Source organism: Amycolatopsis panacis (genome assembly GCF_003600245.1).
Classification (GTDB): Bacteria; Actinomycetota; Actinomycetes; order Mycobacteriales; family Pseudonocardiaceae; genus Amycolatopsis; species Amycolatopsis sulphurea.
Genome location: NZ_QZFV01000061.1, coordinates 19,089 through 38,233, shown reverse-complemented (window position 1 = coordinate 38,233; position 19,145 = coordinate 19,089). Strand labels below are relative to the sequence as shown.

Genomic DNA, 19,145 nt, shown 5'->3' with positions numbered 1-19,145 from the left:
CCTCACTTCCGCGCCCGGTGGACCGGGGACAGCTCGTCGTCGTCATCGAGCGAACCGGTGATCCGCCGGCCCGAGGCGACGCTCGGTTCGAACAGGCCGTTGCCCTCCACCCGGTAGGTGCGGCTGCGGTCGTGGTCCTCCCCACCGCCACCGCCTCCACCGCCGGAGCCGCCCATGCCACCCATCTGCATCCCGCCGCCCATCGGGTGGCCGGGCGACCCGGATGGGGTGGCCCCGGGCTGCTGCGAGCCGGCCTCCGGTGTCCCGCTGTCCGGTACACCTGGCAGCCCGCCGCTCGTCGTCGGCGTGCCCAGCTGGGGTCCGGCCGGGGCACCGGCGAAGTGCGTGTCGGTCGGCGCCACGCCCGGCGCACCGGTATGGTGCGGCCCGGCCGACGAAGGTGTGTCACCGAGCGGAGTCCCGTGTTCCGGCAGGGCGCCACCGGCGGGAGATCCATGCTGCAGCGGCGTATCCCCGAGACTCGGCCCGTGCCCCGGCAAGGTGCCACCGGGGGGAGACCCGTGTTCCGGCAGGGTGCCACCGGCCGGAGATCCATGCTGCAGCGGTGTGTCCCCAAGGCTCGGCCCGTGCTCCGGCCCAGTGCCACCGGCGGGCACGCCGTGCTCCACCGGATGCACCGGCGACGGATCACCGGCCGGGTCCGGCATCCGGGTGCCGTCGAACGGCCGCAGATCTTCGGCCAAGGGCGTGGTGTCCACCGGCTCCGGGATACCCCTCGCACCGCCGATCGGCGAAGGAGACGTGTCCCCCGGCATCCCCTCGTGCGACGGGCCGCCGGTTTCGCCGTGTTTCGAGAACTCGTGCTTCGAGGGCTCGCCGTGTCCCGAGGGCTCGTCGTTCTTCGGAGAGCCGTCGTGTGCCGGGCCGGTGTCTCCCGGGTGGGAGCCGTCGTGTGCCGAGTGGTGCTCGCCGAGGGTGTAGGTGGTCGGGGTGCCGCTGCCGTCGTCGACCGTGACCTTCGTCGGGCCGTCCGGACCGTCCGGGCGTTCCGCGGTGATCTTGAGGTCGCCGTCCTGGATGTGGATCTTGCCGTCCGGGCCGGGGTGGTAAGTGTGCCCGCCGTCCGGGCCGTCCCCGCCACCGTGGCCGCCATCCTGGGCGCCGCCGGTCTCGTCCCCGGAGCCGTTCTCGTCCCCGGACGACCAATCGAGGGTGAAGTCCTTCGGATCACCCTCGCCGTCGCCGACCTTGATATCCATCCGCCCGTCGTCGCCGGGCTCGGTCATCTCGAAGGTCTTGCCCTTCTGCTCGACCTTCAACGTCTCCTGATCTTCGTCCCCGCCCTCGCCGTCGTCGTGCTCGCCGGTGGGGTCGCCACCGCTGGAACCACCACCGCCGTCCTCGCCCGGCTTGCCACCGTCCTTGCCGTCGCCGTCGCCGTCGCCGTCGCCGTCCTTGCCGTCGCCGGGATGGTCGCCGCCCTGCCCGGCCGGGTCGTCGCCCGGGGGCAGATTCGTGTCCGGGACCGGCGGCGGGACCGGCGGGCCACCACCCGTACCGCCCCCCGGCGAGCCTCCCGGCGGCAGATTCGTGTCCGGCACGGGCGGGGGAATCGGCGCACCACCACCGGAGCCCCCGGTGCCGTCACCGGTACCCCCGCCGGGCAGGTTCGTGTCCGGCACAGGCGGAGGCGCGCCCCCACCGGCACCGGGACCGGACCCGCCACCGGAACCACCGGGCGGATTCCCTTGCGGCAGATCGATATCCGGAACCGGCGGCGGAGCCGGCGGCGGCGCACCACCACCGGTGCCCCCACCGGAACCACCACCCGTACCGCCACTGCCGGAACCACCACCCGTGCCCCCACCGGGCAGATTCGTGTCCGGCACACCGCCGCCTTGACCGCCGCCGTGGTCGTTCGGACCACCGGGACCGTCGTACCGGTCGCCCTGGCCGCCGTGGTCGCCGCCGTGACCGCCACCGCCATAACCGCCGCCCCCACGACCGCCACCGCCGTGACCGCCACCGGAACCACCCGTCCCGCCCGAGCTGCCGTGGTCCCCCACCTTGCCGAATTCGTTCTTGACCTTGCCCAGGACCTTGTCCAGCTCGTCGTAGGCCTTGTCGGTGAATTCCTTGGCATCGTCGCAGCTCTTGACGAAACCCTGCTGATAGATCCGATCCCACATCACCGGGTTGAAGTGCTGCTGGATCCACTGCTTGGCGAGCTTCTGGCCTTCCTTCTTCATGTCCGTCTTGTCGCAGCAGCCGCGATCGTTGAGCGTCTGGTAGAGGTTCGTGTGGAAGTTCGCGTCCATCCAGCCCGCGATGGCGGCCAGATCGTCGTCGCTGACGTCGCTGCCCTTGGCCACCTTCACGACCAGCTTGGCCATCGGGAAGTCCGCGCAGGCCACCAGCAGATTCTTGTTGTACAGCTCGATGATCTGCCGCGCCTTGGTCTGGACCAGGGAGAAGACCGTGGACGCGGTGGTCCTGGTGGCCTCGGCGGCGTTGCCGAGCGACTGCTGCAGCTTGGTCGCCTTGGGCACCAGATCGTCGTTGTAGTGGTCCCACGCCGCGTCGGCGGCCGCGCCCTTCCAGGTCTGCATCAACGTGGTCAGCGTCGAGCCGGTGTCCTTGATGGCCTCCTCGACGGTGTCCGCGCCGGTCTTGAAGTGCGTGGCGTCCTTCATGAAGTGCTCGAAGGAGATCGCGCGCTGCTCGTCGAAGCGTTTGGTGATCTCGTCCATCTTCAGTTCGGTGGTGTTGCCCTTGCAATCGTCGGGCAGATCCTTGAACAGCGAACCGAAGGTCTCGAACAGCTTCAGCGCGGGCTTGGCGGTGTCCAGCAGCTCGTCGGAGGTCTTCGTGCCACTGGTGTCGTCGGGGGCGGGCGGCTTCTTCTCGTCGAGTTTTTTCTTGCCCTCGTCGACGGCCTTCTTGTGCTCGTCGTCGTTGTAGGACGCCTGATCGCCGGCCTGTTTGGCCTCGTTGTAGGTGTCCTCGATCGACGGCGGGCCGAACGCGTAGTTGATCTCCTTGGTGGAGACATAGGCGTGGCTGTATTTGGCGGCGTCCTCCTTCGGGATGGTCATCCCGTTGAACATGCACGCCGACATCAGCTTGCTCTTCTGATCGTGCGGGACGGCGGGGTCGTCGAGGACCTTCTGGATGTCCTCCCAGGAAGGCTGCGCCATCAGAAGGTCCCCGCCTGGTCGATCCGGCCGCTCTGGTCGTATTCGTTGTCGTCGTAGGCCTTCGCGCCCGAGGTGAGCCTCGTGCCGAGTTCGGCGAGCTTCGCCTGGTAGCCGGTGACCGCTTCGGAGAGGTTCCTGGCCCCGTCGAGATACTGCTTGGCGTGCGCGGTGTGCGCGTTCCCGAAGTCCTTCTCCGCCACGGCCGGCGTGGCCAGGTCCGGGTTGCCGTCGAGAAGATCCTGGGCGTACCGGGTGAGTTTCTTCGACGCGTCACTCATCGCCTGGGTGGAGGCGGTGTATCCCCCGTTGCCGCTCATCTGCGCTGCTCTCCTAGCTGGCCCGGCCGGCGCCGGTCCGTTCGTTCAAGGCGTCCGCGAGTACCCCCGCCACGGCGGCGATGTCGGTGAACCGGTCGAGCCGCGCCAGGCCGATGGTCACCTCGTGGTGGACCTCCAGCGCGGCCAGCAGCCGGACCCGGCCCTTGGAGTCCACGCCCAGCTCCTCCAGCAGGCTGTCCTCGTGCACGTCCGCGGGGTCGAGCAGGAACGTGCCGCAGACGATCTTCACGACCTCGGCACAAAGATCAACCACGGCCGCCACCGTACCGCGCCCGCGCGGCGGCCCGCGCGACTTTGCCGCTCGAAGTGCGCGGGAGACCACCCCGCTCGACCAGCCGGACCGCACGCAGCGTCAGGCCGTATTCGGCGGACACCGCACGCAGTACCGCCCGGCGTACCGCGACCGGATCCGCCGAGCCGGTCCACTCGGCCGCCACGACCGCGCCCTCGCCCGTTTCGCCGGTGACCCCGAAGGCTGCGACCCGGCCGCGCCGCAGCGCCGGATGAGCCTGTTCGGCGGTCGCCTCCAGATCCTGCGGGTGGTAATTCCGGCCGTCCACCACGATCAGGTCCTTCAACCGCCCGGTCAGATACAGCTCACCCCGGTGCCACACACCGAGATCACCGGTGCGCAACCAGCCGCCGTGTCCTTCGAGCCGGGCGTCGAACGTGTCGTCCGCACGGGCCCAGTACCCGGCGCCCACGTGCGGGCCGTGCACCCAGACCTCGCCGACCACGCCGTCCGGGACCACCCGGCCCTCGGCCACCGTGCGCACCCGCTGCCCGATCGGCCGTCCGACGGACACGAGTTCTTGCCCGCCTTCGGTTTCCACGGCCTCACCCGCGGCGAGCTTCGCGCGGTCGAAGGTGGCGCTCACCGGTCCCTCCGGACCGGCGCTGGTGACATAGACGGTGGCCTCGGCCAGCCCGTAGGAAGGCCGGTGCGCCTCGCGGCGGAACCCGAGCGGGCCGAACACCTCCTGGAACCGGGCGACTGTCGACGGGCGCACCGGCTCGCTCCCGTTCAGCGCGACGCGCACGCCGGAGAGGTCCAGACCTTCCGGCGGAGGCTCCGCGGCGGCAAGGTCGAACGCGAAATTCGGCGCCGCGGTGAACACTTCCGGATATCCGGCCAGCTGCCGCAGCCAGCGTTGGGGGCGGTGCACGAATTCCAGCGGGGCCATGAACACCGACCGGCAGCCGGCGAACGCGGGCAGGCACAGCAGCTGGATCAACCCCATGTCGTGGAAGAACGGGATCCAGCCCGCGCAGGTGGTACCTGGGCCGACCTCGTAGGCAAGACTCGCCTGCCAGCAGGCCGCGGCCACCGCCCGGTGCGGGATCACCACCCCGGCCGGGTCGCGGGTGGACCCGGAGGTGTACTGCAGGTACGCCGGATCCTCCGGCCCGGGCCGGACCGGTTCCGCCGGGGTCCCGGTGAGTTCGTCGACGACCACGAGCCGGTCCGCGGGCACGAACTCGCGCACCCGGGCCACCGCGCGGCGCGAGGTCAGCACGAGCGTGGCGGCGCAGTCGTCCAGAATCGCGGCGAGCCGCCGGCCGAGCCCGCTCCCCGCCGGGTCCATCAGCGGCACCGCGGTCATCCCCGCGGCCAGCACCCCGAAGAACGCGACCGGATAGGCGATCTCCTGCGCGGCGACGATCGCGATCCGGTCCCCCGCCCGCGCGGCCGCGCACAGGTGCGCGGCCACCACACCGGCCCTGTGGACCAGCTCGGCCCAGCTCACCGTGTCCTCGTTGGCGGCGAGGTGGTCCTGGTGGGTGTAGGCGGGCCGCTCGTCCTCGGCTCGGGCGAAAAGCCGTTCCACGAGGGAGACGCGCAGCACGTCGGCCGGCACCGCGCCCTGATCGAATGATGAAGAGGGCAACGGTCTCACTCCGGACCGGGAGCAGATACGGACGCGCTCCGCCCGGCGCTCCCCCACCCGGCCGGCCACGACAGGTGATCAACACTACCGTCCGGGCGGACCCTGTGGCCAGGCGCGGCTGCAGCCCGAACGGCTTCCAGCGGCGGCAGATCCCCCGGGGCGTTCTTTGTCCATTTAGGACAGATCCGGCGGCTTCGGACCGACGTGCCCGGGTAGCCGGTGTGCGGTGGAGGTGGGTCGTCCGCCTATGGCGCAGGACCCGCAGCGCCGTCGGCACAGCGTGCTCCCACGGCTGATGCGAGCGCTGTCGCCGTCTTCCCGCCTCGCGGCTTTCGGCAGCCCGATACACCCCTCACACGCAGGGCAGCGTCACCCGAATGGGTGAGTTTCGACGGGAGCTGCGTCACGACCGCCGTGGTGCCGGGTTTCGTTCGCGGGAGCCACGGTCCCCTCGTTCGTCGGGGGACGAGGGGACCACCGGGTGGCGGGTCGGCGCAGGGGGCCTGCCCGCCACCCGGCCCGCTCCCGCCGTCCCGCCCTCGGCGCACGTCTGTGAAGGGACCCTTCACGGACTCAGCGTCCGTGAAGGGTCCCTTCACAGCTTTGGGTCCCGGCCGGAACCGACGCGGGCGGCGCCCGGACGGGGCCCCGGGCCATGATGGAGGGCATGGAATCCACCCGAGTCGACCGCTGGCTGTGGGCGGTCCGGCTGGCCAAGACCCGCGCCGACGCCGCGGCTGCCTGCCGTGGCGGGCATGTCCGGGTCAACGACCGTCCGGCGAAGCCGGCGACCACGGTGGTCGCCGGTGACCGGGTCCGCGCCCGGATCGGCACGACCACCCGGGTGGTCGAGGTGGTGCAGGTGATCCAGAAACGGGTCGGCGCGCCGATCGCGGCCACCTGCCTGATCGACCGTACCCCCGCCCCGCCCCCGGAGGCCGCGATCCCGGTGGCCCGCCGCGAACGCGGCGCCGGACGGCCGACCAAGCGCGAACGCCGCGTCCTGGACGAGTTCCGCAAGCAGTCCGGCTGACCTCCGACCAGTCCACTGTGGACGGAGCAGGAGCACCCCGGCCGAACGCCGGGCGGACGGAACACCGTTGTGCGAGGCTGAGGTCATGGCCACCGTGCGTTCCTTCGTGACTTCGTGGACCACCGTGCTGCCGGTGATCGCGGTGGTCCTGCTGGTGCTCACCTGGGGCCGCGAGCTCGGGCCGGTGCCGGTCACGATCGTCGCGCTCATGCTGGCCGGGACGGTGCTGGCCGCGGTGCATCACGCCGAGGTCGTGGCACATCGGGTGGGGGAACCGTTCGGCTCGCTGGTGCTGGCGGTCGCGGTCACCGTGATCGAGGTCGCGCTGATCGTGACGATGATGGCCTCCGGCGGCGAGAAGGCGGACACCCTCGCGCGGGACACCGTCTTCGCCGCGGTGATGATCACCACCAACGGCATCGTCGGGCTCTCCCTGCTGATCGGCGCCCGCCGGTACGGCGAGACCCGCTTCCACCCGGAGGGCAGCGGCGCGGCGCTGGCCACCGTCGCCACGCTCGCCGGGCTGAGCCTGGTGCTGCCGACCTTCACCACGAGCAGGCCGGGCCCGGAGTTCTCCGGCCCGCAGCTGACCTTCGCCGCAATCGCGTCGCTGGTGCTGTACGCGATGTTCGTGCTGACCCAGACCGTGCGCCACCGCGATTTCTTCCTCCCCGTCGGCGCAGACGGGCAAGCGCAGGACGAAGACCGGCACGCCGCGCCGCCGGCACGCCGGACCGCCCTGGTGAGCCTGGTGCTGCTGCTGATCGCGCTGGTCACCGTGGTCGGGCTGGCGAAGGTGGAGTCCCCGGCGATCGAGACCGGCGTGCGCGCGGCCGGGCTGCCACAGTCGTTCGTCGGCGTGGTGATCGCCCTGCTGGTGCTCGCCCCGGAAACCCTCGCCGCCGCCCGCGCAGCGCGCCACGACCGGATGCAGATCAGCCTGAACCTGTCCTACGGTTCCGCGATCGCCAGCATCGGCCTGACCATCCCCGCGATCGCACTGGCCTCGGTGTGGATGCCCGGCCCGCTGCAGCTCGGCCTCGGCCCGACGCACATCGTGCTGCTCGCGCTGACCGTGGTGGTGAGCGTGCTGACCGTGGTCCCCGGCCGCGCCACCCGCCTGCAGGGCGGCGTGCACCTGGTGCTGCTCGCCGGGTTCCTGGTCCTTGCGATGAACCCCTGACGATCTCCCCGGCTCCCCTGCGATCTGCCCGCCGACCTCGCGGATGGCGGTTTCTGTCGGTGCTCGTCCGTATCCTGGCCGGGTGATGTTCCACCAGCCCCCAGTCCGGTTTTCCAGGGTCCGCCGGACCACCGAGAACCGGCGTCCCGGCGCCGTTCTGCCCGGAGTCCGTGCCGTCCTTGCTTCCCCTGCCGTCTCTCCTGCCCCTGCCGTCCTTCCGGTCCTTGCTGACCGGCGTGCCCACGCCGCCAGGCGTGTCGTCGTCGCTGCCCGTCGGGTCGCTGACCGTCGCATTCTCTCTGCCCGTCGCGTCGTTTTTGACAGGTGCGTCGTCGCTGCTGGCCAGGTTGTCGCTGCTCCCGCCGCCGCGGGCGGCCTCGCGAACGGCCCCGTTCGCGAGGCCAACCCTGGCGATCCAGCGAACCCGGCCATCGGCCGGACCGACCTCGCCGCCGGCCTGACCCTGACCACAGCTGATCCCGCCGCCGGCCCGCCCGCAACCGCGCAGCACGACGCCGAGCCCCACCTGTCGACGGAGCCCCGCCCATGACCGACCTGGCCTCGAACACCCAGGTGCGCTCGCCGCGCCCGCCCGCACGGGCCGGGCTGCTGATCGGCATGCTCGTGCTGTCGGCGTTCGTGATGATTCTGAACGAGACGATCCTGAGCGTCGCACTGCGGGACCTGACCGTCGACCTTCAGGTGCCCACCACCACGATCCAGTGGCTGACCAGCGGCTTCCTGCTGACGATGGCCGTGGTCATCCCGATCACCGGGTTCCTGCTCGAACGGTTCAGCCCACGGCAGGTGTTCCTCTTCTCGCTGTCCGCGTTCAGCGCGGGCACCCTGGTGTGCGGCCTCTCCCCCGGCTTCGGCCTGCTGATGACCGGGCGTGTGGTGCAAGCGTGCGGGACGGCGGTCATGCTGCCGCTGCTGATGACCACCGTGATGCGGCTGGTCCCGGCCCACCGGCGCGGCGCGACCATGGGCACGATCAGCATCGTCATCGCGGTCGCGCCCGCGATCGGGCCGACGATCGGCGGCGCGGTGCTCTCCTCGCTCGGCTGGCGGTGGATGTTCTTCATCGTGCTGCCGCTGTCGCTGGCCGCGCTGGTCACCGGGATGCTGCAGCTGCGGGTCGAAAGCGAGACCCGCGCGGTGCCCCTGGACGTGTTTTCGGTGGTGCTGTCGGCAATCGGCTTCGGTGGAGTGCTGTACGGCCTGTCCGCGGCAGGCGAATCCGCAGGCGCCGAACACCCGGTGCCGCCGTGGCTGCCGGTGGTCGTCGGCGTGGTCTCGCTGGTCGTGTTCACCTGGCGGCAGCTCCGCCTGCAACGACGGGACCGCGCGCTGCTGGACCTGCGGCCGTTCACCTATCGCGGTTTCGTGGTCGCGCTGCTGCTCACCGCGTTGCTGTTCATGAGCCTGATCGGCGCCGGCGCCATCCTGCTTCCGCTGTACCTGCAGACCGTGCTGCACGCCTCGACGCTCGTCACCGGGCTGGCCGTGCTGCCCGGCGGGCTCGTGCTGGGCTTACTCGGCCGTCCGGTCGGTGCCCTGTTCGACCGGGTCGGCGCCCGCCCGCTGGTGCTGCCCGGGGCGGCCGCGATGACCGCCGCGCTGTGGCTGTTCTCCGCGCTCGGCCCGGGTTCGCCGCTGATCGCGGTGATCGGCATCCACGTGCTGCTGATGGCCGGGCTGGGCCTGATGATGACCCCGCTGATGACCGAATCGCTCGGCGCCCTGCCCGACCACCTCTACTCCCACGGCAGCGCGATCCTCTCCACGCTCCAGCAGGTCGCGGGCGCACTGGGTACCGCGGTGTTCGTCACGGTGGCCACCATCGGCAGCGCCGATCGTACGGCGGGCAACCCGGATGCCTCCGGTCTGCAGCTGGCCTTCATGGTAGCCGGGTGCATCGGCATCGCCGGGCTGATCGGCGCCTGGTTCGTGCGCTCCAAGCGCCCGGCCGGCCGGGAGGAGACCTGACACCTGCCTGGCGAGGCGGCGAGCACGTCGGCCCGGCTCGTCGTCCGCCTTCGCGGCAACGATGACCGTCCGTCCACATCGGACCGACGGAAACCCAGGCGAGCCACGCCCGGCGAGGCAGGCGCCGCGGGAAACGCGGCGCCTGCGCTCGTTCGGCAACGGATCAGGCGGTGACCAGCTGCAGCCCGTAGGTCTGCAGGATCTCGTTCACCGGCTGGAACCAGGTCTCCCCGCCGGAGCCGCAGTCACCCCAGCCACCGGAGGTGACACCCTGTGCCTGGTCGCCGGTGATGAACGAACCACCGGAGTCACCGGGTTCGGCGCAGGCGTTGGTGTGCGTCATGCCGAAGACCGATCCCTCCGCGTAGTTGATCGTCTCGTTCAGCGCGATCACGGTGCCGCAGTGCCAGTGCGAGGTCGAGCCGGAGCGGCAGACCGACGAGCCCGCCGGAGCCACCCCCGAACCGCGCACCAGCTGGTCGCCCACCGTCCCCCAGCCGAGCACGACCGGGGTGGTCCACCAGCCATTGCCGATCCGGATGAACGAATAATCGTTGCCAGGGAAGGAAGAACCGGCGAACGATCCCATCTCGGAGCCGTCCCAGCCGACCACCGAGCTGCCGGCGCGACCGCAGTGCCCGGCGCTCACGAAGCCACCCTCCACGGAGAATCCGATCGAGCAGCGCACGTTCCCGTTGATGTAGTACGGATCCCCGCCGACCGTGCCTGCGGCGAGGGTCCTCGGCTTGGCCGCGGCCGCGACGGTCACCGGGCCGGCCTCGCGGGCGCGAGCCAGGAAAGCGTCGACATCCGCCCCGTGCGCACCGGGTACGAGCGAAACCACGACGCTCCCGGTACGCGGATCGGTGCGCCAGCCGCTCACCGACGCCGGCGCGGGATGAGTCCTGGTGGTCGCGTCCAGCTTCTGCTTCGCCGCGTCGAGCGCCGCGGCGGTGGTCCGCACCGGCGTGGTCTCCGCACCGGTGGCGCGGACCGCACCGTCGACCGCGGAATCGGTCACGCCGACGACGAGCTTGCCCAGCTTCGGGTCGAACCAGGCGCCGCCGTAAGCCGCGCCCGCCGCCTTCTCGGCGACCGGGAGCACCTTCGTGGCAGCCAGTTCCTGACCGAGCCGGGCCTGGACCTGGCTCGCGGTCAGGCCGAAATCACGTTGCATGGCCGCGAGCAGCCCTGGCGAGGCCTGTGCGGCCGCCGGGGTGAGCGCCGCGGTGGCGAGACCCGCCACGAGCAACGCGGTGCCGCTGAGGGAAAGGGTGATTCTTCGACGCATGGCCATTCCTCCGGGGACCTGGGGGAGAAAGAAACACACTGTGCGCAGAAGTGTGCGACCGGTTTCCGGAATGGTCCAGACCTCGCCAGGGTTTTTGTCCGTTTCCCGACACCACCGGCACCGGCAGGCATCCAGCCGCCAGCCGCCCGGAGCCCGCGCCGGTCCGCTGCTTCCCCCAGGACGGCAACAATTACCCCGCTCGGGCGATCAAGCCCCGGTCGGGGCCGGTCACCCGTCCGGCGGATCAGCCTCGCGAGCACCACCGCACGTCGGCAGAGCCCCGGGCACTACGCAGGGTCACCTGGCACCGCAAAAGGTTCAGCGTCCCGGCCCCCGAAACCCCACCCGCGCGAAGGCGTCCGACGGCTGAGATCGCGAGATCGCATAGGCGTAGACCCGGTTGGTCCAGCGACATCGGGCAGCGCGCTCGTATTCGTCGCAGGCGGTCTCTGCAGGCGAACTCGACCATCGGCAGGCACGGACCCGCACGGTCCGATGTGGACGGATGAGACCAGGGCATCGTCGAGGCCCGCCGGGTTCGCACGACAACCATGGCCACCGGGTTCAGTGGGTCCGAGCGCCCCGCGCCGTGCTGAAACGGAACTCGATGGTGACCGGCAGTTCGTCGAGGTCCAGCGCCTGCCGCAGCCGGGGCAGGGTCTCTTCGGTCAGTCGCTCACGGATCCGCCGCGGGTCACCGTCCTGCTCGACCGTCACGACGAGTGCCAGGGCCGGTTCCGCGCGGGAACCCGCCAGCGTCGCGCGGGCCGCGTGCACGCCCTCGCTCGCGCGCAGTTCTTCGGTGAACGGCACCACCGCCGCGTCGGCGGCCATCTCGGTGCGGCCCCGATCGGGATCGGTTTCGTAGCGCCACGAATGCGTCTTCGGCCGTCGTACGAGCTGGGCCAGCAGCCAGCGCAGACACAGCAGCCCGAGCACCACCGCACCGCCGGCGACGACGTAGAGCACCCAGGTGGGCGGCAGGGCGGTACCGGGCACGAGCGGCGCGCCCGGGTCCAGTACCCGCAGCCAACGCATGTGCGTAGCGAACGCGAACACCCCGGCGGCCACGAGGAGCACGCCGAAGACGGCCAGCAGCCAGCGATTGAGCCGGACCGGACGGTTCAGGCTGGTCATCACGAACTCCTCGTCGCCGAAACGGCCACCCGGACCGCGGGCTGTTCGACCGGGCCAACCTCGTCGAGCCGACGCGTCACCGCGGCCTCAACGGCCTCGGAGAGCCCTTCCGACCGCGTACGGTGCGTACGGACCCGAACCCGGACCCTCCGCCTCCCAAGCCGCACCTTGGCCGCCGAGACGCCGTCGACGCCGGAAGCGGCGGCGCGCAACGTCGAACGGTAGCTGGCCCGCGACGCACCCGAATCCAGCTCTCCGCGCAAGGGCAGCACCGTACGACGGCCCGGCAGGACAGCGGACAGCAGCAGGCACAACCCGAGTACCACGGCCACGATCGAGGCGAGTTCGAGCCACCAGCTGGTCCACGGCGTGCGATTCAGCGCACCGGCGACCGCGGAGTAGCTCACCCACGGCCGTTCGCCGATGATCAGCTGGATCGCGACCACCGCCACCAGCACACAGGCGGCCAGCAGGACCAGCGCCGTCAGCGTGGCCGCGGTGGCGCGGCGTGGACGTCGTTTCACTGCACCCTCCGCCCGTTCTCCGCGGCACGGTGCAGCGCACCGACCGTTATGTCCACTTTGGACACCGTGAGCCCGGTCAGCGCGCCGACGCGCTCGGTGAGATGATCCCGTGCGCGCTCGCTCGTGCGGGACACCGAGGCCGGATAGGCCACCGAAAGCCGCACATCCAGCGTCACCTGGCCGCCTTCCACCCGGGCGGTCACCTTCGCCGGGCGCTGGGCGCCGGCGGAACCGATGCCGAGGACCCGGCCCGCTGCTCCGCCGACGTTGTCCGTCTCGCGCACCGCTCGTGCCGCGATGGCCGCCACCACGGAGTCCTCGATGGTCAGCGCGCCACGCTCCGCGGCGTCCACAGTGGTCAGTGCCGCGTCGCGCACGGCCGCCTCAGCCGCGGTCACGGCCGGTCAGCTGCGACAGGTCGAGCTTGCCGTCGAGCACCCGGCCGACGAGCAGGCCCAGTGCGCCGAGCACGAGCACCAGCACGAACGCGCCGAAGCCGCCGAACGCCGCGGCCAGGCCGAGTACGAGACCGGTGAGCAGTCCCAGTTGTGTCGCGTTCATCAGTCCTTCTCCTTCACCGCGGTTTCCTCCGGCAGCGCCAGATCGGCCACCACCACGTGCACCGGGCGGTCGCCGATCCCGGCGGCCGAGCGGACGGCCTCGGCCAATTCGCCTGCCACGAACGGGAACCGCGCGGTGACCGCCACGGTGACCGCCTCCTCGCCCACCCGCACGCCGGGCACCCGGCGGGCGATGCCCAGCGTCACGACCTCCCCGAACCGCCCGCCGTGCAGCCCGGCCACCGCGGGCAGGGCGGTCACGGCGGCGGCGATCCGGTCCGCGGTGGCCTCGGGCGTCACTGCACCCGGCCGGAGTCGGCCGGGGCTTCCTCGTCGTCCCCGGGCAGGTGCAGGTCGACCACCTCGACGTTGACCTCCACCACCTCAAGGCCGGTCATGTGCTCCACCCCGGCGATCACGCCGCGCCGGATGGACCGGGACACATCCGCGATCGAGGCGCCGTATTCGACGACGACCTGCAGGTCGACCGCCGCCTGCTTCTCCCCCACCTCGACCGAGACACCCTGGCCGGCCGACGCGGTCGCGCCGGGGATGCGCTCGCGCAGCGCGGAGAACGCCCGTGCCGCGCCGCCGCCGAGCGCGTGCACGCCGGGGACCTCGCGGGCGGTCAGTCCGGCGATCTTCTGCACCACGACGTCGGCGATGGTGGTCAGGCCCTCCTTGGTGGCGAGGGTGCCCCTCCTGGGCTGCTCCGCCTCGTTCTGCGGACGGGACTTGGTGGCAGTCGGGTCGGCCATGGTCTCTCCTGTCGTCAGCTGCCGATCGGGACGATCGGCTGATCGCCACTACCCCGTCCGACACCGCCGCCGGGCAATCCGCACGCACCGGTTCGGGTGAGATCCGGTTCACCCGAACCGGTGCGTGCCGTTTCCGGTTGCCCCGGGTCGGGTAATCGACGGGCACAGTGCCCGTGCCGACCGGAAGGAGCGCACGCATGTCCCTGGGTGACAAGATGGGGAACAAGGCCGACGAGCTCGGCGGCAAGGCCAAGGAGGCGGCCGGCCGCGCGACCGGTGACGACGAGCTGACCGGCGAAGGCAAGGCGGACCAGGCGAAGGCCGGGGTCAAGCAGGCCGCCGAGAACGTCAAGGACGCGGTGGGTGACGCCGCGGGCAAGATCAAGGGCGCCTTCAAGAAGGACTGACCGTCCACAGTGGAGATTCGGGTGCGCGCCAGCCCCGCGCGGGGCTGGCGCCCACCCGTTCTCTTGTCCCGACAGACGTCTGGGCGCGGCAAAGGTTGCGTCGGCGTGGGCATTCTCTCCGGTACGCATCATTTCCTTACCATGGGGCATCTTTCCTTCGCCCGGCAGGGAGCCGGCAGACGGAGGTGACAGACAATGAGCACCGCCCTGACGCGTACCGCACTCACCCGCACCGCTGTGGCAGGTGGTGCGATCGTGGCTGCCGTGACCCTTGGTGGTTGCGGCTCGGGCATCGACGGCTCGGCCACGCCGGGTGCCGCACCGATCGCCGACACCGGCACTTCCGTGCCACCGAGTTCCTCTCCGGCCGGGACGTCGGTCGCCGGTACGCCTGTCCCGGATACTTCGGCCCCGGCCACGTCGACGTCCAGCACACCCGCACCCGACGGTGCCGCATCCGCTGCACTGTGCCCCACCGCGTACCTGCGAGTCACCCTGAACAGGTCCGCCGGCGACGCCGACATGCAGGGCTCGCACCTGCCCCTGGTGTTCACCAACACCGGTTCCCGTTCGTGCACCTTGCGTTCCGCCCCCGGAGTGTCCTACGTGTCCGGTAACGGTGGACAACAGGTGGGCGTCCCCGCGACCCGGTACCCCGGCGGCGCGAAAGTCACTCTCGCTCCCGGCGCCAGTGCTTCGGCGGCGCTGTTCCTGTCCAGCGCGCCGCAGAAGAGCGACTGCCACCAGGTCCAGGCCAGGGGCCTGCGGGTCTACCCGCCGGGCAACACCGGCGCCGCCTTCGTTCCCCTGCCCACCACGACGTGCAGCGATGGCGGCCCGTATCTGACGGTCGGCTCGGTGCGCGCGGGTGTGGCGAACACCGGGGCTTGACGGGCCGCTTCGAGGTACCCGGCGCAGCCACAGGGCGGCCCGGCCCGGCCCGGCTCGGTGGTTCCGGTTGGGGTCTGTACCTTGGCTCCTCGGCCGGCCACTGCGCCGCGGCCTGGCCGCTTCCCCGCTTCCCGCTTCCCCGCTTCCCGCTTCCCGCTTCCCGCTTCCCGCTTCCCGCTTCCCGCTTCCCGCTTCCCGCTTCCCGCTTCCCGCTTCCCGCTTCCCGCTTCCCGCTTCCCGCTTCGGGGAGCGTGCACTCGACGTCGGGAGAATTCCACCCGATTCAGCCATTCCCGCCTCATTGGGCACCCGGATCGCGAACTGATCGCGACCCTCGCAGCGAATATCGCGGCGATGGGGACACGCGCACCGAGTCGTGCGGCGATGGGGACACTCACAGCAAAGCGACGGAGCGAAGGGGACTGTCGCTGCGGAGCGGCGCAGCGAAAGGGACCCCCGCACCGCGAGAGCACCGCCACCGGGACCACCACACCAACCCCGCGATACAGCGCGACGAACGGTCACCGGCCGCCGAGGCGGCGGCGCATGCGGCGGAGGAAGGCAGTGCGATCGTTCTCCACCCGCGCCGCGACGCGGTTCGGGTAGACGTCGAAGACCCCCGACACGCCTGCCTCGTCGAGGCTTCGGGAGGCCACGCCCGCGGTCGGGGCGACCAGCCGGAGCGCGACGCCCTCGGTGGCGGCCCGGTCCTGTGCGGCGCGCAGGACGTGCACCCCGGCGGCACTCAGTGTGGTCAGGTCCGTGAGGTCGAGGACCAAGGCCTGCGGACGTTTGTCCAGAGCGAAGGTCACCGCGCGCACCACGACCAGCGCCGTGCCGTCGTCCAGTTCGCCGGACAACAGCACGGTGAGCACGTCCAGGTCGTCGTAGCAGTAGGACGACCTGAGCCGTGCCGATCCCTCGGAGCCGGCTGCCATTGTCCCATTCTGTCCTGCCACCCGGAGTGAGCGCGCGCACACTCCGCGATCGGGCGGCCGCGCGCGGGACCACGACGAAAGTCGGGTTCTTCCCCTTGAACGACCTTCGTCGGGTTCCGCAATTCACCGATAGTCGCGACGGTGGGTTCTTCACTGACCATCCCCGAGTCCCCATCGGTTGGAGCTGATTTCGAGTGCGCATAGCCCGAACCGCCGCCGTCGTGTCCGGCATCGCGTTCACCGCCTTGGCCGCCGCGTTGCCGGCCGCCGCCACCCCCGGCTCGGCGCCCGCGATCATCGACGGCGGCAACGCCGACTCGACGCACGCGGCCGCCCGGATGTTCGCCGGTGGCAAGGAGATCTGTTCGGCGACGATCGTCGCGCCGGACTGGATTCTCACCGCCCGGCACTGCACCCAGGGTGCCGAGGGCAAGCAGATCACCTTCCACGTCGGCGATCTCGACCAGTCGAAGGGCACCGAGGTGAGCGCGACCTCGGTGCACGACTCCGACAACGCGGACATCTCACTGGTGCAGATCGACCAGAAGCTCAAGACCGACTACGCCCCGCTCGGCACCGAGGGCGACGTCAAGGCCGGCGACCAGGCGGAGGTCTACGGCTGGGGCGCGACCTGCACCGACAAGCCGGAGAGGGACTGCCAGTCGCCGGTGCTGAAAGTGGCCAAGGTCAAGGTTGACTCGGTCGACTGCGCCGATGGCGCGGCGGGCGTATCGGTCTGCGCCGAACGCGGCGACGGCATCACCGCCGGCGGCGACTCCGGCGGCCCGATGTACGCCAACGGCAAGCAGGTAGGCGTCGCCTCGACCAGCGACCGGTCGACCACCACGGCCTACATCAACGTCACCCGGTACCGCGACTGGATCAAGTCGGTCGCGGGCGTCTGAGCCCCGTGCCCGGGTCCGGCGCCATGAAAACCGCCGATTCCACGAACGCACCCCGCACGGGCACCCGGACCCGGCGACGGCCGCGGCAGCACGCCGGGCGCCGACGAACCCGCACGCTCCGCCCCCGCGACACCTGACCGGCGAGCGCTGGCGAGACTACGAGAGCTGATCAAACTCCCGGAAGGAGCTCCCGTGTCCCGCAGGCTGACCCTGGCCTCCGCCGCGCTCGCCGCGGTCGTTTCCCTCACCGCATGCGCAACACCCGCGCCCGCCGCGACGGCCCCAGCCAGCGCGCCGAAACCGGATTTCGGCGCGCTGAAGCACAGCTTCGGCGCCCGGCTGGGTGTCTACGCGGTCGACACCGGCAGCGGCCGCGAAGTGGCCTACCGCGCGGACGAACGGTTCGCCTACGCCTCCACACACAAGGTGTTCAGCGCCGCCGCCATCCTCAAACGCGACGACGACCTGAACCAGGTGATCAAATACCAGGCCGGCGATCTCGTGACGTACTCGCCGATCACCGAAAAACACGTCGGTACCGGCATGCCGCTGCGAGACGTGCTGGACGCCGCGTTGCGCTACAGCGACAACACCGCGGCCAACCTGATGTTCCGGCAGATCGGCGGACCGGCCGCGCTGGGTGCGTCGTTACGCGGTCTGGGCGACATCACCACCCACGTCGACCGCACCGAACCCACGCTCAACGAGGCCACGCCCGGCGATCTGCGCGACACGACCACGCCGCGGGCCTGGGCCGCGGACCTGCGCGGCTGCGCACTCGGCCGGGGCCTGACCCCGGACGATCAGAAGGTCCTGCTCGACATGATGCGCGCGAACACGACCGGAGCGACGGTGATCCGCGCGGGCGTCCCGGCGGGATGGCAGGTCGCCGACAAGACCGGCAGCGCGGAGTACGGCGGCCGCAACGACATCGCGGTCCTTTGGCCCCCGCACCGCGCTCCGATCGTGCTGGTCCTGCTCAGCAGCAAGCCGGCCAAGGACGCCAAATCCGAAGACAAGCTGCTCGCGCGGGCGACCACCGAGGTTGTGCGGGCCTTGCCCTGATCGAGTTGTACCGGGTGGTCGTGCGGACTGCGCTGGACATCCGGCCCGCAGAAGGCGCAAGGTCGCCGCCCATCCACAGTGGACTGTTCGGCTGCATCGCGTGTACGACAACGAATGGTGACACTTCGAGTACCCGCCGCCGACTATCGCCCGCACGGGGCGTCGGGCGCGCGGAGGCGTGACCGCCGGAAACCGGTGCCTGGCCCGCCGTGAACGAGCCGGACACCGGTCGCGGAGAAGGTCAGCGCGCGTGCACGTAGTCGACCACGAGCTGCTGCGGGAACGGGGTATTCCCGTCCGGATCGCCCGGCCAGTCACCGCCCACCGCGAGGTTGAGGATCAGATGGAACGGGTGGTCGAACACCCAGCGATTGCCGTGCAGATCCGCCGGGGTGCGGGTCTGGTACGCATGGCCGTCCACGGACCAGACGATCTTGCCGCCCGTCCAGTCGACCGCGTAGGTGTGGAATCCGTCGGAGAAATTCGGCCCCTGGAACGGCGCGCCGATGCCGCCCGCGCCGGAGTAACCGGGGCCGTGAATGGTGCCGTGCACCGTGTTCGGCTCCCGGCCGATGTTCTCCATCACGTCGATCTCGCCGTCCGCGGGCCAGTTGCCGCCGCCCAGCATCCAGAACGCGGGCCACATGCCCTGCCCGCGCGGCAGCTTCATCCGGACTTCGATGTGCCCGCCGGCGGTGGCGAACTTGCCGCTGGTGTTGAGCCGGGCGGAGGTGTATTGGCACGGGCCGTACCAGCACTGGTGGCCGGAGTCCTCCTTCTTCGCGGTGATCACGAGGTGGCCCATGCCATCCAGCGCCGCGTTCGCCGCGCCGTCGGTGTACCACTGCCGCTCGTGGTTGTTGCCGTGATTGTCGCCGGTTTCGTAGTTCCACTTCGCCCCGTCGGCCGCCGCACCGGCCGGGCCGTCGAAATCGTCGGAGAACGCGGCCGCGGGGGCAGCCGAGGCGGAGGAGGCCATCGGCGCGAAGGCGAGCGCGCCGAGCAGCGACAGCACAGTGGGGACAGTGAGCAGCCGCCATCTGAAGGGGGGCCGAGGAGACGTCATTGTCTGCATCCCT

General features: G+C 71.1%; 20 protein-coding genes. 7 read left to right on the top strand and 13 right to left on the bottom strand.

Annotated elements, in window-relative coordinates; genetic code table 11:
- Nucleotides 1-2 precede the first annotated feature (2 nt).
- From D5S19_RS05190 to D5S19_RS05175, 4 genes are read right to left on the bottom strand one after another with little or no spacing between them, the layout of a single operon-like run.
- Nucleotides 3-3,158 (bottom strand): WXG100 family type VII secretion target, encoded by a 3,156-nt coding sequence (locus D5S19_RS05190; protein ID WP_199730357.1) that lies wholly within the window; start codon nt 3,156-3,158, stop codon nt 3-5.
- The gene (locus D5S19_RS05185) at nt 3,158-3,475 is read right to left on the bottom strand and encodes a type VII secretion target (RefSeq protein WP_120022177.1); all 318 of its coding nucleotides are present in this window, start codon (nt 3,473-3,475) and stop codon (nt 3,158-3,160) included. The genes D5S19_RS05190 and D5S19_RS05185 overlap by 1 nt, the downstream gene beginning before the upstream one ends.
- Nucleotides 3,476-3,488: 13 nt before the next feature.
- Nucleotides 3,489-3,749 (bottom strand): acyl carrier protein, encoded by a 261-nt coding sequence (locus D5S19_RS05180; protein WP_120022246.1) that lies wholly within the window; start codon nt 3,747-3,749, stop codon nt 3,489-3,491.
- Nucleotides 3,742-5,385 carry a fatty acyl-AMP ligase gene (locus tag D5S19_RS05175; protein ID WP_233573723.1) on the bottom strand — a complete coding sequence of 548 codons (1,644 nt, stop codon included), beginning with the start codon at nt 5,383-5,385 and terminating at the stop codon, nt 3,742-3,744. The genes D5S19_RS05180 and D5S19_RS05175 overlap by 8 nt, the downstream gene beginning before the upstream one ends.
- A gap of 667 nt (nt 5,386-6,052) precedes the next feature.
- On the opposite strand from D5S19_RS05175, the gene D5S19_RS05170 reads away from it, so the two are divergent.
- The 3 genes from D5S19_RS05170 to D5S19_RS05160 all read left to right on the top strand — a co-directional run bounded on the left by D5S19_RS05170 (nt 6,053) and on the right by D5S19_RS05160 (nt 9,590).
- Nucleotides 6,053-6,418 carry an RNA-binding S4 domain-containing protein gene (locus D5S19_RS05170; RefSeq protein ID WP_120022244.1) on the top strand — a complete coding sequence of 122 codons (366 nt, stop codon included), beginning with the start codon at nt 6,053-6,055 and terminating at the stop codon, nt 6,416-6,418.
- A gap of 85 nt (nt 6,419-6,503) precedes the next feature.
- Entirely contained in the window at nt 6,504-7,601 is a 1,098-nt protein-coding gene (locus tag D5S19_RS05165; RefSeq protein WP_120022176.1) for a calcium:proton antiporter, read from the top strand.
- 546 nt (nt 7,602-8,147) lie between these two features.
- On the top strand, nt 8,148-9,590 hold the full coding sequence (locus D5S19_RS05160; protein WP_120022175.1) for an MDR family MFS transporter: 1,443 nt from the start codon (nt 8,148-8,150) through the stop codon (nt 9,588-9,590).
- Nucleotides 9,591-9,753: 163 nt separating this feature from the next.
- Here the strand turns inward: D5S19_RS05160 and D5S19_RS05155 are convergent, their stop codons facing one another.
- The 7 genes from D5S19_RS05155 to D5S19_RS05130 all read right to left on the bottom strand — a co-directional run bounded on the left by D5S19_RS05155 (nt 9,754) and on the right by D5S19_RS05130 (nt 13,860).
- Nucleotides 9,754-10,881, bottom strand: coding sequence for a S1 family peptidase (locus D5S19_RS05155; protein WP_120022174.1), 1,128 nt, complete (start codon nt 10,879-10,881; stop codon nt 9,754-9,756).
- A 564-nt stretch (nt 10,882-11,445) separates the two neighbouring features.
- Nucleotides 11,446-12,018 (bottom strand): alkaline shock response membrane anchor protein AmaP, encoded by a 573-nt coding sequence (locus D5S19_RS05150; RefSeq protein WP_120022173.1) that lies wholly within the window; start codon nt 12,016-12,018, stop codon nt 11,446-11,448.
- On the bottom strand, nt 12,018-12,542 hold the full coding sequence (locus D5S19_RS05145; protein WP_120022172.1) for a DUF6286 domain-containing protein: 525 nt from the start codon (nt 12,540-12,542) through the stop codon (nt 12,018-12,020). Before D5S19_RS05145 ends, D5S19_RS05150 begins: the two co-directional genes overlap by 1 nt.
- Nucleotides 12,539-12,940: an Asp23/Gls24 family envelope stress response protein gene (locus D5S19_RS05140; protein WP_233573722.1), complete on the bottom strand. Its 402-nt coding sequence runs from the start codon at nt 12,938-12,940 to the stop codon at nt 12,539-12,541. The genes D5S19_RS05145 and D5S19_RS05140 overlap by 4 nt, the downstream gene beginning before the upstream one ends.
- On the bottom strand, nt 12,927-13,103 hold the full coding sequence (locus D5S19_RS32345) for a hypothetical protein (protein WP_199730356.1): 177 nt from the start codon (nt 13,101-13,103) through the stop codon (nt 12,927-12,929). Before D5S19_RS32345 ends, D5S19_RS05140 begins: the two co-directional genes overlap by 14 nt.
- A complete protein-coding gene (locus D5S19_RS05135) occupies nt 13,103-13,402 on the bottom strand; it encodes a hypothetical protein (protein ID WP_120022171.1) in 300 nt (99 codons plus the stop codon). Before D5S19_RS05135 ends, D5S19_RS32345 begins: the two co-directional genes overlap by 1 nt.
- Entirely contained in the window at nt 13,399-13,860 is a 462-nt protein-coding gene (locus tag D5S19_RS05130; protein WP_120022170.1) for an Asp23/Gls24 family envelope stress response protein, read from the bottom strand. The genes D5S19_RS05135 and D5S19_RS05130 overlap by 4 nt, the downstream gene beginning before the upstream one ends.
- Before the next feature lie 197 nt (nt 13,861-14,057).
- On the opposite strand from D5S19_RS05130, the gene D5S19_RS05125 reads away from it, so the two are divergent.
- A complete protein-coding gene (locus tag D5S19_RS05125; protein WP_098514547.1) occupies nt 14,058-14,267 on the top strand; it encodes a CsbD family protein in 210 nt (69 codons plus the stop codon).
- A gap of 195 nt (nt 14,268-14,462) precedes the next feature.
- On the top strand, nt 14,463-15,158 hold the full coding sequence (locus D5S19_RS05120; protein ID WP_120022169.1) for a DUF4232 domain-containing protein: 696 nt from the start codon (nt 14,463-14,465) through the stop codon (nt 15,156-15,158).
- 521 nt (nt 15,159-15,679) lie between these two features.
- Here the strand turns inward: D5S19_RS05120 and D5S19_RS05110 are convergent.
- On the bottom strand, nt 15,680-16,096 hold the full coding sequence (locus D5S19_RS05110; RefSeq protein ID WP_120022168.1) for an STAS domain-containing protein: 417 nt from the start codon (nt 16,094-16,096) through the stop codon (nt 15,680-15,682).
- A gap of 194 nt (nt 16,097-16,290) precedes the next feature.
- On the opposite strand from D5S19_RS05110, the gene D5S19_RS05105 reads away from it, so the two are divergent.
- Together D5S19_RS05105 and bla are read left to right on the top strand one after the other, a co-directional pair.
- A complete protein-coding gene (locus D5S19_RS05105; RefSeq protein WP_120022167.1) occupies nt 16,291-17,001 on the top strand; it encodes a S1 family peptidase in 711 nt (236 codons plus the stop codon).
- A 192-nt stretch (nt 17,002-17,193) separates the two neighbouring features.
- On the top strand, nt 17,194-18,066 hold the full coding sequence (gene bla / locus D5S19_RS05100; protein WP_120022166.1) for a class A beta-lactamase: 873 nt from the start codon (nt 17,194-17,196) through the stop codon (nt 18,064-18,066).
- Between the two features lie 241 nt (nt 18,067-18,307).
- Here the strand turns inward: bla and D5S19_RS05095 are convergent, their stop codons facing one another.
- Entirely contained in the window at nt 18,308-19,081 is a 774-nt protein-coding gene (locus D5S19_RS05095; protein WP_233573721.1) for a glycoside hydrolase family 16 protein, read from the bottom strand.
- Nucleotides 19,082-19,145 lie beyond the last annotated feature (64 nt).

Excerpts from the sequence above, each read along its gene's own strand:
- D5S19_RS05190 (WP_199730357.1), bottom strand. The coding sequence starts at position 3,158 with ATGGCGCAGCCTTCCTGGGAGGACATCCAGAAGGTCCTCGACGACCCC.
- D5S19_RS05130 (WP_120022170.1), bottom strand. The coding sequence starts at position 13,860 with ATGGCCGACCCGACTGCCACCAAGTCCCGTCCGCAGAACGAGGCGGAG.
- D5S19_RS05150 (WP_120022173.1), bottom strand. The coding sequence starts at position 12,018 with ATGACCAGCCTGAACCGTCCGGTCCGGCTCAATCGCTGGCTGCTGGCC.
- D5S19_RS05120 (WP_120022169.1), top strand. The coding sequence starts at position 14,463 with ATGAGCACCGCCCTGACGCGTACCGCACTCACCCGCACCGCTGTGGCA.
- D5S19_RS05170 (WP_120022244.1), top strand. The coding sequence starts at position 6,053 with ATGGAATCCACCCGAGTCGACCGCTGGCTGTGGGCGGTCCGGCTGGCC.
- D5S19_RS05155 (WP_120022174.1), bottom strand. The coding sequence starts at position 10,881 with ATGCGTCGAAGAATCACCCTTTCCCTCAGCGGCACCGCGTTGCTCGTG.
- D5S19_RS32345 (WP_199730356.1), bottom strand. The coding sequence starts at position 13,103 with ATGAACGCGACACAACTGGGACTGCTCACCGGTCTCGTACTCGGCCTG.
- D5S19_RS05165 (WP_120022176.1), top strand. The coding sequence starts at position 6,504 with ATGGCCACCGTGCGTTCCTTCGTGACTTCGTGGACCACCGTGCTGCCG.
- D5S19_RS05185 (WP_120022177.1), bottom strand. The coding sequence starts at position 3,475 with ATGAGCGGCAACGGGGGATACACCGCCTCCACCCAGGCGATGAGTGAC.
- D5S19_RS05110 (WP_120022168.1), bottom strand. The coding sequence starts at position 16,096 with ATGGCAGCCGGCTCCGAGGGATCGGCACGGCTCAGGTCGTCCTACTGC.
- D5S19_RS05125 (WP_098514547.1), top strand. The coding sequence starts at position 14,058 with ATGTCCCTGGGTGACAAGATGGGGAACAAGGCCGACGAGCTCGGCGGC.
- D5S19_RS05160 (WP_120022175.1), top strand. The coding sequence starts at position 8,148 with ATGACCGACCTGGCCTCGAACACCCAGGTGCGCTCGCCGCGCCCGCCC.